11 protein-coding genes and 1 tRNA gene are annotated in these 11,573 nt (G+C 72.8%); 8 read left to right on the top strand and 4 right to left on the bottom strand.

Going from position 1 to position 11,573, the window contains the following annotated elements; all coding sequences use genetic code 11:
• The 3 genes from AB0O11_RS13795 to AB0O11_RS13785 form a co-directional block, all read left to right on the top strand.
• On the top strand, positions 1-456 hold a 456-nt coding region (locus tag AB0O11_RS13795; RefSeq protein ID WP_363385480.1), incomplete at its 5' end, for an acyl-CoA dehydrogenase family protein.
• 86 nt (positions 457-542) lie between these two features.
• Complete coding sequence (locus AB0O11_RS13790) at positions 543-1,283, top strand: TetR family transcriptional regulator (protein ID WP_363385477.1); 741 nt, start codon at positions 543-545, stop codon at positions 1,281-1,283.
• 609 nt (positions 1,284-1,892) lie between these two features.
• Positions 1,893-2,162 (top strand): hypothetical protein, encoded by a 270-nt coding sequence (locus AB0O11_RS13785; RefSeq protein WP_363385475.1) that lies wholly within the window; start codon positions 1,893-1,895, stop codon positions 2,160-2,162.
• A 169-nt stretch (positions 2,163-2,331) separates the two neighbouring features.
• On the opposite strand, the gene AB0O11_RS13780 is transcribed toward AB0O11_RS13785, so the two are convergent.
• Positions 2,332-2,419, bottom strand: a tRNA-Leu gene (locus tag AB0O11_RS13780).
• A gap of 291 nt (positions 2,420-2,710) precedes the next feature.
• On the opposite strand from AB0O11_RS13780, the gene AB0O11_RS13775 reads away from it, so the two are divergent.
• The 3 genes from AB0O11_RS13775 to AB0O11_RS13765 all read left to right on the top strand — a co-directional run bounded on the left by AB0O11_RS13775 (position 2,711) and on the right by AB0O11_RS13765 (position 5,690).
• Complete coding sequence (locus tag AB0O11_RS13775) at positions 2,711-4,042, top strand: M20/M25/M40 family metallo-hydrolase (protein WP_363385472.1); 1,332 nt, start codon at positions 2,711-2,713, stop codon at positions 4,040-4,042.
• Between the two features lie 258 nt (positions 4,043-4,300).
• The gene (locus AB0O11_RS13770) at positions 4,301-4,537 is read left to right on the top strand and encodes a chaplin (RefSeq protein ID WP_363385523.1); all 237 of its coding nucleotides are present in this window, start codon (positions 4,301-4,303) and stop codon (positions 4,535-4,537) included.
• Between the two features lie 328 nt (positions 4,538-4,865).
• Entirely contained in the window at positions 4,866-5,690 is an 825-nt protein-coding gene (locus tag AB0O11_RS13765; protein WP_363385470.1) for a chaplin, read from the top strand.
• A gap of 151 nt (positions 5,691-5,841) precedes the next feature.
• Here the strand turns inward: AB0O11_RS13765 and AB0O11_RS13760 are convergent, their stop codons facing one another.
• Positions 5,842-6,051, bottom strand: coding sequence for a DUF5703 family protein (locus AB0O11_RS13760; protein ID WP_224285495.1), 210 nt, complete (start codon positions 6,049-6,051; stop codon positions 5,842-5,844).
• Positions 6,052-6,413: 362 nt separating this feature from the next.
• On the opposite strand from AB0O11_RS13760, the gene AB0O11_RS13755 reads away from it, so the two are divergent.
• Entirely contained in the window at positions 6,414-7,019 is a 606-nt protein-coding gene (locus AB0O11_RS13755; protein WP_363385467.1) for a hypothetical protein, read from the top strand.
• A 102-nt stretch (positions 7,020-7,121) separates the two neighbouring features.
• On the opposite strand, the gene AB0O11_RS13750 is transcribed toward AB0O11_RS13755, so the two are convergent.
• Positions 7,122-9,215, bottom strand: a complete 2,094-nt coding sequence (locus AB0O11_RS13750) for a helix-hairpin-helix domain-containing protein (protein ID WP_363385464.1) — start codon at positions 9,213-9,215, stop codon at positions 7,122-7,124.
• A 59-nt stretch (positions 9,216-9,274) separates the two neighbouring features.
• Positions 9,275-10,255 carry an aldo/keto reductase gene (locus AB0O11_RS13745; protein WP_363385461.1) on the bottom strand — a complete coding sequence of 327 codons (981 nt, stop codon included), beginning with the start codon at positions 10,253-10,255 and terminating at the stop codon, positions 9,275-9,277.
• A gap of 252 nt (positions 10,256-10,507) precedes the next feature.
• On the opposite strand from AB0O11_RS13745, the gene AB0O11_RS13740 reads away from it, so the two are divergent.
• Positions 10,508-11,554, top strand: coding sequence for an LLM class F420-dependent oxidoreductase (locus AB0O11_RS13740; RefSeq protein ID WP_363385459.1), 1,047 nt, complete (start codon positions 10,508-10,510; stop codon positions 11,552-11,554).
• The last annotated feature ends 19 nt before the right edge of the window (positions 11,555-11,573 follow it).

The raw sequence follows: 11,573 nt of genomic DNA, 5'->3' as shown, positions 1-11,573 counted from the left end.
GGTACGGGTTTCGCGACGGCGATGAAGACCCTGGACCACACCCGCGTCACCATCGCCGCGCAGGCCGTGGGCATCGCGCAGGGTGCGCTGGACTATGCGAAGGGGTACGTCAAGGAGCGCCGGCAGTTCGGCAAGGCGATCGCGGAGTTCCAGGGGGTCCAGTTCATGCTGGCGGACATGGCGATGAAGCTGGAGGCCGCCCGTCAGATGACCTACGTCGCGGCCGCCAAGTCGCAGCGCGGGGACGCGGACCTGACGTTCTTCGGGGCGGCGGCGAAGTGCTACGCCTCGGATGTGGCGATGGAGGTCACCACGGATGCGGTGCAGTTGCTGGGCGGGTACGGGTACACCCGGGACTACCCGGTGGAGCGGATGATGCGGGACGCGAAGATCACGCAGATCTACGAGGGGACCAACCAGGTCCAGCGGATCGTGATGGCCCGCAACCTCCCGTAACCCGCCCCGAGGTGCACCGGCGGCCGGGCCCGTGAGCGGCCCGTCCGTCGGCGCGGGCCCTCGGCGTGGATGTTAGGTTCCGGTGAATGAGCGAGAAGGAAGAGCAGGACCAGCCCATGAATGACGGGCCCTCGAAGCCGGCGATGCGCGAGGCGCTGGTGGCCGCGGCCTTCGAGCTCTTCCTGGAGCGAGGCTTCGAGCAGACGACCATCGACGACATCGTCTCGCTGGCCGGCGTCGGCCGGCGCTCCTTCTTCCGCTACTTCCCGGCGAAGGAGGACGTGGTCTTCCCCGACCACGAGCGCAGCCTCGCCGAGATGACGGAGTTCCTGGACTCCGGCACCGGCGAGGAGGACCCGGTCAAGCACGCCTGTGACGCCGCCCGCCTGGTCCTGCGGATGTACGCCGAGCAGCCCTCCTTCTCCGTCCAGCGCTACCGCCTGACCCGCAAGGTGCCCAACCTGCGGGCGTACGAGCTGTCCGTGGTCTGGCGCTACGAGCACACCCTCGCCGCCTACCTGCGCGGCCGCTTCGCCGACCGCCCGGACGGCCCGCTGCGCGCGGACGTGATCGCCGCGGCCGTCGTCTCCGCGCACAACCACGCCCTGCGCACCTGGCTGCGCTCGGGCGGGGAGAGCGACTGGGTGGTCGAGGTGGACGCGGCGATGGCCTTCGTCACCGGCACCTGGAGCGACCGCCCGGCCGAGACCGCCGCCGAGGGCGAGTCCGACGACGTCGTGGTCCTGGTCGCCAGCCGCCGGGCACCGCTGTGGCGGATGGTCCAGGGCATCGAGAGCGCCCTGGGCACCGACGCCCGCCAGGTCTGACGGGGCCGCTGGGGCGGTCGGGCTCGCCGTACCCGGGGCCGGCCGCGCGGCCGACGTTCGGGCCCGGGCCGTCCGCGACCGCGGTCAGGTGCTGCTCGATCTGCTGCTGGTTCTCCGTCAGCCGCAGGCGCCGGTGCCGCAGTTGGGCCACCTGCTTCATGACGAAGTCGTTCTGTACTGTGCAGGGCACCTTTCAAGGGGATGGTGGACCGCCAACTCGCTGGCCGTGGACGAGACTTCGACCGAAGTCGGACGCGTGACCTGCGGGAACCCGTCGGCGTCCGCGCCGCCAGCCAGCCGTTCCCGTACGTCCCGGCCGTGTATTGGCCCGTTCGAATGACGCCCGCGGGAAGTGGGGCGAAGCGGCGACGGCCCGCGGCGGGAGCTCGGTCGGGACGGAGGGCGACGTTCGTCTGCTCCAGCCGACTGATCCTCGGCGATAGGCATACGAACTGCATTTCCGCTGGTCGGAGCGGCGTTTCTGACGGAACGTGAGGTCGGGCCGGGCGTGGCGTCGCTTGCGACCGGATGCGGGCCGTGGCTGTCTGATTCGCGGCGGGGCCGACCGGCGCCGCCACCGGATCCGGAAACTCCGTGGAGGAGATCTTCATGCGTGCTCTCAAGCGAGTCGTGGCTGTCGGCGCCCTCACCGTCCCGCTCGTCATCGGCTGCGCCGGCCTGGCCTCGGCCACTGAAGGCATCGACGCGAACTTCGGCAAGGGCTTCTTCGTCGCCAACCAGAACGGTGCCGGCGTCGCCGCTGTGGAGTCCCACGTCGGTCCCGACGGCATCTCGCACGCCGACTTCTGGATCTGGGCGGACGACAACGGCGTCTCCGGCTCCTTCACCGGTGCGGGTGCCAGCGCCCCGAAGGGCTGACCGAACCCCGCTGTCGAGGGCGTGACCCCGGCACCGTCCCGCCGGATCAGGTCCGTCCGGATGCCCGGCCGGTACCCACCGGCCGGGCATCCCGCCCGCGGCCGGTCGCGCCGCAGCTGAGAACCGCGGCTGGAAAGCAGAAAGGCCCCAGATGACTGGGGCCTTTCACTGGTGTCCGAGGGGGGACTTGAACCCCCACGCCCGATAAAGGGCACTAGCACCTCAAGCTAGCGCGTCTGCCATTCCGCCACCCGGACCGGGTGTCGCCCTCGCGGCTTCCGATCTCTCGTCCGTCGCGCTGACAGATGTAACTGTAGCAAAGATCGGCTTGGGGTCCCAAAACGGTTCCCGGCGGGCGGGCACGGCCGGTGGCGGGGGCAAGAGGCGGCGTGTGGCGGTGGCGTGACCAGGGGGTTTCGGGGGTGTGCGGGGGGTGGATCGGGATCCGGGGCTGGGGGAGGATGGGTGGACGTGCTCGTACGGCCCGGGTGCAGGTCCCGGGGGTGGCGCGCTGGTGCGTCGGTGCGGGCCCAAGACGAGGAGTGACCGTGAGCGAGCGGAGCGAGTCGGCGGCGCCGAAGGTGACGGCTGAGTCGGAGGTCGCCGAGATCTGTCGCGATCTGATCCGGATCGACACCAGCAACTACGGGGACGGCTCCGGCCCGGGGGAGCGGAAGGCGGCCGAGTACGTGGCCGAGCAGCTCGCCGAGTTCGGGCTCGAACCGAAGATCTTCGAGTCGGCCAAGGGCCGGGCCTCGACCGTGGTCCGGATCGAGGGCGAGGACCGCTCCCGTCCGGGCCTGCTGATCCACGGCCACACCGACGTGGTGCCGGCCAACGCCGCGGACTGGACCCACGACCCGTTCGGCGGCGAGATCGCGGACGGCTGCGTCTGGGGGCGCGGCGCGGTCGACATGAAGGACATGGACGCGATGACCCTGGCCGTCATCCGCGACCGGCTGCGCACCGGGCGCAAGCCCCCGCGCGACATCGTGCTGGCCTTCCTCGCCGACGAGGAGGCCGGCGGCACCTACGGTGCGCGCTTCCTGGTCGACAAGCACCCGGGGCTGTTCGAGGGCGTGACCGAGGCGATCGGCGAGGTCGGCGGCTTCTCCTTCACGGTCAACGACCAGGTCCGCCTCTACCTGGTGGAGACGGCCGAGAAGGGCATGCACTGGATGCGCCTGACGGTCGAGGGCCGGGCGGGCCACGGCTCGATGGAGAACGACGACAACGCGATCACCGAGCTGTGCGAGGCGGTCGCCCGGCTCGGCCGGCACCAGTTCCCGCTGCGGATCACCAAGACCGTCCGGGCCTTCCTGGACGAGCTGTCGGACGCGCTCGGGGTCGAGCTGGACCCGGAGAACATGGACGAGACGCTGCGCGTGCTCGGCGGCATCGCCAAGATGATCGGCACGACGCTGCGCAACACCGCCCAGCCGACCATGCTCGGCGCCGGCTACAAGGTGAACGTGATCCCCGGTCAGGCCACCGCACATGTGGACGGGCGCTTCCTGCCCGGCTACGAGGAGGAGTTCCTGGCCGAGTTGGACAGCGTGCTCGGTCCGCGCGTGAAGCGCGAGAGCCTGCACTCGGACAAGGCGATCGAGACCGGCTTCGACGGCGCCCTGGTCGAGGCGATGCAGACCGCGCTGCGCGCCGAGGACCCGATCGCCCGCGCGGTGCCGTACTGCCTGTCGGGCGGGACGGACGCCAAGTCGTTCCAGGACCTGGGCATCCGCTGCTTCGGCTTCGCGCCGCTCCAGCTGCCGCCGGAGCTGGACTTCGCCGGGATGTTCCACGGCGTGGACGAGCGGGTGCCGGTGGACGGTCTGAAGTTCGGCGTCCGGGTGCTGGACCGTTTCATCGACGCCTGCTGAACTCCTGATCAGGCGACTGGGTCGGCCCGTTCCCGCAGTGCCGGGGGCGGGCCGACCGCATTGTCCGAGCTGATGATTGTGGGACAGGAAGAAGGAGATCGACAGAATCGATTCTTCATGAAATCCCAAGCTGATCATTTGTGCGAGGCCTCACCGTTGCGGGTGAATGCGAGATCCGCTCCGTACCCCGTTTGCCGCAGCGTCGTTCATCCCTGTGCAGCCCGCCGAACGGGTTGCGTTGTCCATACAGGAGGAATGATGAAGGTCAAGAAGATCGCCGCTGTCGCCGCCGCCACCGGTGGCCTGGTGCTCGCCGCCGCCGGTGTCGCGTCCGCTCACGCCGGTGCCGAGGGCGTGGCCGCGGGCTCCCCGGGCGTCCTCTCGGGCAACCAGATCCAGGTTCCGGTGCACGTCCCGGTCAACCTCTGCGGCAACACCGTGAGCGTCGTCGGCGTGCTGAACCCGGCGTTCGGCAACCACTGCGTCAACGCCTGAGTCAACCTCCGGGCCATCGAGGCCTGTTGAGCGGACTCGACCCGGCCCCCGGGCGGCGGAAGCGCCGCACCGGGGGCGTTCGCGTTCCCCGGTGATCCGGTGCGGGCCGGACCACTCCGGCCGGCCCCGGCGGTCGCCGGATACGCGGGATCCGACGCGATCGCTCGATCGGGTGAAGCCGATTCGTTCGGCTCAACCTCCCCGTTGGATCCTCGTTAACCCGTGTGCAGCCGAAGCCCTTGCGTGATTTACGGATATACCGAAATTCCGACTTGCTCGAAGGTTCATGTCAAGGTCAACACGTCGTCTCGAAATGTCAGGGGAAAACATGAGGAATGTAGCCAAGAAGGGGATCCTCACGGCCGTGGCCACCGGCAGTGTGCTGGCCTCGGCCGCCGGCTACGCCTATGCGGGGGGAGCCGAGGCACAGGGGGGTACCACCGGTTCGCCCGGCGTCGTCTCGGGCAACTCGGTGCAGGTGCCGATCGAGGTGCCGATCAATGCCTGCGGCAACACGATCGACGTGATCGGTTTGCTGAACCCGTCGTTCGGCAACCACTGCGCCAACGTCAACCACGGCGGGAGCCACTCGGCACCCAAGCCCGCCCACAGCGGCCGGCCCGACGGCGCCACCGGCGGTGGCCACACCGGCAGTGGCGGCGGTGCCGACAGCTCCAGCACCTGGGGCGCCACCGCCGTCCCGGGCGCCACCGCTGTCCCGGGCGCCGGCGCCTCCGGCGTCGCCACCGGCTCGGCAGGTGTGATCTCCGGCAACAGCGTCCAGGCGCCCGTGGACGTCCCGGTCAACGCCTGCGGCAACTCGGTGAACGTGGTCGGCGTCGGCAACCCGGCCTTCGGCAACCACTGCGCCAATGTGGAGAAGGCCCCGCCGAAGCCGGTTGAGGGCTGCGCCGAGGCCTGCCCGACCCCGCCGAAGACCTCCGCCGAGGAGGTCCCGGGCGTCCCGCGCACCGGCGGCCCGTCCACTGCGGCCGCCGTGGCGCCCGCCGTCGCCGGTCGGAGCGTCCAGGCTCCGGCCGCCCAGCTGGCCTCCACCGGTGCCGGTGACGTCGAGCTGCTCGGTGCCGCCGGTCTCGCGCTGCTGCTCGGTGGCGGCGTGCTCTACCGTCGGGCCCGGGCCGGCGCCCGCTGACGCAGCCGACCGGGGACCGGGGTGCGCGCTGAGCCGGACGCGCGCGCACCCACCGCAGGAACGACGCATCCGCGGCCGCCGAGTGAACGGGCGGCCGCGGATGCGCGAAAGCTCGGTGCGGTTCCTGCCCGGGGCCGCGGTGCCCCGCCCGTCACCAGCTCCGGACCTGCCGGATGATCCGCCGCTTCAGCCGGACCGTCCGGCTGCCATCGGGGAACAACCTGAGCCGGTCGAGCTCCCAGTGCCCGTACTCGGCGTGCTCGGTGAGCAGTTGGCGCGCCGCGTTGCGCGTGGTGCCGCGCGGCATGCGCAGGGACTGGTACTCGTACTCCGGCTGCCGGACCGGCTTCCGTGGGGTCAAAACGCTCCTCCTGGGGATCACCTTCGGGCAAGCCTACGGCCTGCCCCGGACAGTCGGCCCGGGTATTTCCGGCCGTCCTCCCGTGCGGAGGCGGCGGCCCGGAGGGGGCGACCCAAGACGGTCGACTGACAGTGCATCAGTTCTGTTGTCGCTGTGGAGGAGATACCCCGATCCCGGCGCGCGAAGCGGCACCCGGACGGCCCCGTCGGGTCCGGTGCGCGCCCTCCGCGCCCGCTTCGCGCCGGCGCCACGGGGGATGAAAGGGTACGGATCGGACATCAGGGGGGAAGTTGCGGTGAAATCGAGGGTGTAGGTGACAACCGCTGTGCGTACCGACACCGCGGGGAGATAGCGTCTGCACCATGTCTGATGCCGCGCAGCCCACCATTGCCGAGGTACGCGCCGCCGCTGAGGCGGTCAAGGCCGCCATCGACCGTCATCTGGAAGCGGTGTCAAGCCCCAACGCAGCCGATGATCCCGCCGTTTCCGCCGCCTACGAGCAGCTGGCGACGGCGGCCATCGCCTACGACCAGCTCCTGTACGAGGCCTACGACGAGGTGACGCCCTTCGAGATCCCCGGGGACGAGGGCCCCGGCGGGTATCACGGCCCCGAACAGCCCGAGGCGATCAGCGTGTTGATCCGCCGCGACTACCACGTCGTCGACTCCGAGCGGCTGCGTGCCCAGGCCGAGCGGCTCGACGAGTCGCTGACCCCGGGTGGTGCCGGTGCGGGCGGGGTGAACGCCGCGATCGGCGTGCTGTTCGGCGAGTACGAGCCCGATGAGATCGCCGCCCGCAGCGAGGAGTTCGGCCTGGAGGAGGCCGACTCGACGCTCTGGGTCGCGGCCACCGAGCCGACCGAGCCGGGCGAGTGGCTGCCCGAACCCTTCGAGCACGCCGATCCGCAGATGCTGATCTGCCGGTTCGACGTGAGCGAGGTCTACGACGACGAGGACCCGGACGACTGAAGCCGTCCAGGACGCACGACGGGCGGGCCCGGGAGCACCGGGGCCCGCCCGCCGTGCGTTCCGCCCGGCAGACCGCCGCAGCGGGGCCGGCCGGAGCGGCCGTCAGTACGCCGAGGCGGCGGCGTTCTCGGCGAGGACCGCCCTCAGCCGGGTGGTGCGCGGCTGCGCCGGGCGCCCGGCGACGGCCTGGGCGAGCGCCGGGCCCGCCGCGTGCACCACGGACAGGTGCCGCTCGCCGCGGCCGAAGGCGGTGTAGACCCACTGCCGGGTGAGCGCCGGGGCGGCGTCCTCCGGGAGCACCACCACTGCGCCCGGCCAGCGCCGGCCGAGCGCCTGGTGGACGGTCAGCGCCCAGCCGTGCCGCAGCCGGGCGGCCTCGGCCGGCGGAACGGTCCGGCGCGAGCCGTCCGGGTACTCCAGGTGCAGACCGGTGGCGTCGCCGTCCAGCACCCGGGCCGGGCGGGTGACGCCGGGGGCGGGGGAGTCGACCACCCGGTCGCCCGGGTCGAAGCCGCCGAACCGGCCGGGGCCGGGGTTGAGCCGGGCCTTGGCGGCGGCGTTCAGCGCGCGGGTGCCGGCCGGGCCGCCGTGGCCCGGGGTGAGCAGCACCACCTGCTCGACCGGGATGCCGAGCGCGCGCGGGATGGAGTCGCTGAGCAGCTGGATGGCACGGTGGACGGCCTCGCCGGCGTCCTTGGCGGTCAGGATGACCACCTCCTTGTCCGGCGCCTCGACCGGCTGGAGCTCGCCGATTCCGACGCCGGAGACCAACTCGCCGATCGGGCCGAAGTCCGGGGTGCGGGAGGCGACCGCCGGGCAGACCTTGGCGGCCAGCAGGTCGGCGAAGAACCGGCCGGGGCCGGCCGACCAGAGCTGGCCCGGGTCACCGCTGAGCACCAGGCGGGTGCCGTCGGCCAGCGACTCCAGGACGGTGGCGGCCAGTTCGACGTCCAGCAGCGGGGCGTCCAGCACGACCAGCAGGTCCAGGGCGAGTGAGCCGTCCGGGGCGCGGCCGGGGCCGGCGGTGCCGGAGAGCAGCTCGGCGAGGGTGACCACGGCGGCCCCGGCCCCGGTGCCGGTCCCGGCAAGTGCGGCGAGGGAGTTCCGGCCCTGGTCGGTCCAGGTGGCGGCCCAGGCCCGCAGCCCGAGGCCCCGGGCGGCGGTGACCAGCGCGGCCGGCTCGGCACGGGCCGCCTCGCCTCCGGTGTGCAGCACCAGGGCGTGCTCGGCGACGGCCTTGATCAGGGCGGTCGCGGAGGAGGACGGCGCTGACTCGGCGGCGGCCGCCCAGGCGGCCGGGCCGGGGGCGACGGGGGTCTGCTCCGCGTCGGCCGCGTCGGCCCCGGTCGCGTCGGCGTCGGTGGCCTCGTCCGCGTCCTCGGTCCCGTCGGCGTCCTCGCCCGGCACGAAAGTGGCCATCAGCTGGAGCAGCTTCTCGGCGAGGCTGTCCTCCGCCATCGCCAGCCCCTCCAGCGCGAGCAGCGTCCGGGTCGGGGCCTCGTCCTCCTCGTCGCCCGCCGCGTGCGCCTCGGCTCCGGTCAGCTCCTCCTGGAAGGGCAGCACCCGCCCGTCCTGGACGGCGGCCTGGATCGCGGCGGCCGGATCGGGCATCCGGAGCCGGTCGAGCCCGGCCGCCACCTCGGCCAGTTCCAGCGCGGAGTGCCCGCGCAGCGCCGCCTGCTCCAGCAGCCACGGCACCAGCGCCCGGGCGCGGCGCTCGTCGCCCGGGCCGGCCTCGGGGCCGAGCAGCTCACGGGCGAAGCCGTCCGCGTGCTCGGGCCGGACGCCGGGCAGGCCCAGCACCGCCCACGGGTCCTCGCGCAGCCGCTGGGGGGCCTCCTCGCCGAACTCGGCCACCGCGGCGGCCGCCAGCTCGGGCGGGGCGCCGCCGGCGGTCAGCACCTCGGCGGTGGCGCGCAGCGCGTCGCCGTGCGGCCGGTGAGGCACCGCCGCAGCAGCCGCGGCCGGGGCGGCGGGAGCGGCCGGACCGCCTCCGCCCGTGGCGTCCGCCACGGGAGCCTGCGGCCCCGACGGCTGCCGCACCGGTTCCCGCGGCGCCGAAGCGCCGGGCTCCGGCCCCTGCCCGCCCATGCTCCGCACCCGCTGCGCCAGCTCCGCGAACTTCGCCGCCTTCTCCTCAGGGGTCAGCTGGGCCCCGTCGGTCACCTCCGGAGCGCCGTTCCCCGTGTCAGTCATCGTCGTCCGCTCCAAAGGTCACTCCACTGCACGTTCTGCTCGACGACCCGGGCCCGGGGTCACAGCTCGGTCCACCCCTGGTCCGGGTAGCGGTGCACCGGCGACGAGATGTCGTCCAGCGCACCACGGATCTCATCCGGAAGCGTAAGCGCCTCCACCGACAGCGCCGCCTGCAGCTGCGCCACCGTCCGGGCCCCGACCAGCGCACTCGCCACCCCGGGCCGGTCCCGGACCCAGGCCAGCGCGACCGCCAGCGGGCTGCTGGCGAGCCCGTCGGCGGCCGTGGCGAGGGCGTCCACGATCCTCCGCGAGCGCTCCCCGAGGTACGGCTGGACGAACCCGGCCAGGTACGGCGACGCGCCGCGCGAGTCCTGCGGGACCCCGTGCCGGTACTTGCCGGTGAGCACCCCGCGCCCGAGCGGCGAGCCGGCCAGCACCCCGACCCCGGCGTCCAGCGCGGCGGGCAGCACCTCCCGCTCGATGCCGCGCTGGAGCAGCGAGTACTCCAGCTGCGCCCCGGCCAGCGGCACCCGCGCGTGGTGGGCGCGCTGCCAGGTGGCGGCCTTGGCGAGCTGCCAGCCGCTGAAGTCGCAGACCCCGGCGTAGCGGGCGCGCCCGGAGGAGACGGCGATGTCAAGGGCGCTGAGCGTCTCCTCGACCGGGGTCGCCGGGTCGAAGGAGTGCACCTGCAACAGGTCGACGTGGTCGGTGCCGAGCCGGCGCAGCGAGGCGTCCAGGGCGGCGAGCAGGTGGCCGCGCGAGCCGTCGAAGCGGCGGGCGGACTCGGGGACGCTGCCGGCCTTGGTGGCGATGACGAGCTCGGAGCGCGGGATCAGGTTGTCGGTGAGCCGGGAGAGCAGGTACTCGGCGCCGCCGTCCGCGTACACGTCGGCGGTGTCGATCAGGTTGCCGCCGGCGTCGACGAACTCCTTGAGCTGCTCGGCGGCCTCGTGCTCGTCGGTGTCGCGGCCCCAGGTCATGGTGCCGAGGCCGAGCCGGGAGACCTGTAGGCCGGTACGGCCGAGGTGACGCTTTTCCATCGGGCGGGCCCTCCACGCTGGCCGGTGGCCCCGGGAGGCCCGGCAGCCCTGTAAACGCGCAGGTGGGGAGAGTGCTCCCCGCCTGGGCTGAGCGTAGCGGCCGGTGTGCGGACAGGGGTGCAGACCCGCAGAACGATCACTGCGGCGGAAACGCGGGGAGTGTGACCCAGACCACCCCTACCGGTCAGTAGCATGACCGGCGCAGGCGTGGTTACCCTCGCCACAACCCCAACCCACTGGAAGGTGCGGCAGATGCGACTCGGGATCAACCTCGGCTACTGGGGACTCGGCATGGACGCCGACAACATCGCCGTGGCCCAGGAGGCGGACCGGCTCGGCTACTCGGTCTGCTGGGCGGCGGAGGCATACGGCTCGGACGCCGCGACGGTGCTCAGCTTCGTCGCCGCGAAGACCGAGCGGATCGACGTCGGCTCGGCCATCTTCCAGATCCCGGCCCGCACCCCGGCCATGACCGCGATGACCGCCGCGACCCTGGACACCCTGTCCGGCGGCCGGTTCCGGCTCGGCCTCGGCGTCTCCGGCCCGCAGGTGTCCGAGGGCTGGTACGGCGTGAAGTTCGACAAGCCGCTCGCCCGCACCCGCGAGTACGTGGAGATCATCCGCAAGGCGATGTCCCGCGAGCGCCTGGTGCACGAGGGCGCGCACTGGACGCTGCCGCTGCCCGGCGGCCCCGGCAAGCCGATCAAGCTCACCGTGCACCCGGTGCGCGAACACATCCCGCTGTACATCGCCGCGATCGGCCCGAAGAACCTGGAGCTGACCGGTGAGATCGCCGACGGCTGGCTCGGCATCTTCTTCTCGCCCGAGCACGCCGCGCTCTCCCTCGACCCGCTGACGGCCGGCCGCGCCAAGGCGGGGAAGACGCTGGAGGGCTTCGACCTCTGCCCGACCGTGAACCTCGCGGTCGGCGAGGACATCAAGGCCGGCGTCGACGCCCTGCGCCCGTACGCCGCGCTGTACATCGGCGGCATGGGCAGCAAGGAGAAGAACTTCTACAACCAGCTCGCCCGGCGGATGGGCTACGAGCAGGCCGCCGACGAGGTCCAGGAGAAGTACCTGGCCAGGGACTACGCGGGCGCCGCGGCCGCCGTCCCGCACGACCTGATCGACGCCACCTCGCTGATCGGCGACACCGCCCGGATCTCCGACCGGATGCAGGCCTACGCGGAGGCGGGCGTCAGCACGCTGACCCTGGCGCCGGCGGGGTTCACCCTGGACGAGCGGATCCAGGCGCTGCGCACCGGCGTCGAGGCGCTGGAGCGCGCCGGACTGGCCTGACCGGACGGCGGACGGGCGA

Source organism: Kitasatospora sp. NPDC093102, from assembly GCF_040683915.1.
GTDB lineage: Bacteria > Actinomycetota > Actinomycetes > Streptomycetales > Streptomycetaceae > Kitasatospora.
This window is presented reverse-complemented; position numbering and strand designations above follow the sequence as displayed.

What these genes read in the sequence shown, in the direction of transcription:
- AB0O11_RS13745 (WP_363385461.1), bottom strand. Translation starts at nt 10,255, where the DNA reads ATGGAAAAGCGTCACCTCGGCCGTACCGGCCTACAGGTCTCCCGGCTC.
- AB0O11_RS13765 (WP_363385470.1), top strand. Translation starts at nt 4,866, where the DNA reads ATGAGGAATGTAGCCAAGAAGGGGATCCTCACGGCCGTGGCCACCGGC.
- AB0O11_RS13790 (WP_363385477.1), top strand. Translation starts at nt 543, where the DNA reads ATGAGCGAGAAGGAAGAGCAGGACCAGCCCATGAATGACGGGCCCTCG.
- AB0O11_RS13740 (WP_363385459.1), top strand. Translation starts at nt 10,508, where the DNA reads ATGCGACTCGGGATCAACCTCGGCTACTGGGGACTCGGCATGGACGCC.
- AB0O11_RS13755 (WP_363385467.1), top strand. Translation starts at nt 6,414, where the DNA reads ATGTCTGATGCCGCGCAGCCCACCATTGCCGAGGTACGCGCCGCCGCT.
- AB0O11_RS13770 (WP_363385523.1), top strand. Translation starts at nt 4,301, where the DNA reads ATGAAGGTCAAGAAGATCGCCGCTGTCGCCGCCGCCACCGGTGGCCTG.
- AB0O11_RS13750 (WP_363385464.1), bottom strand. Translation starts at nt 9,215, where the DNA reads ATGACTGACACGGGGAACGGCGCTCCGGAGGTGACCGACGGGGCCCAG.
- AB0O11_RS13785 (WP_363385475.1), top strand. Translation starts at nt 1,893, where the DNA reads ATGCGTGCTCTCAAGCGAGTCGTGGCTGTCGGCGCCCTCACCGTCCCG.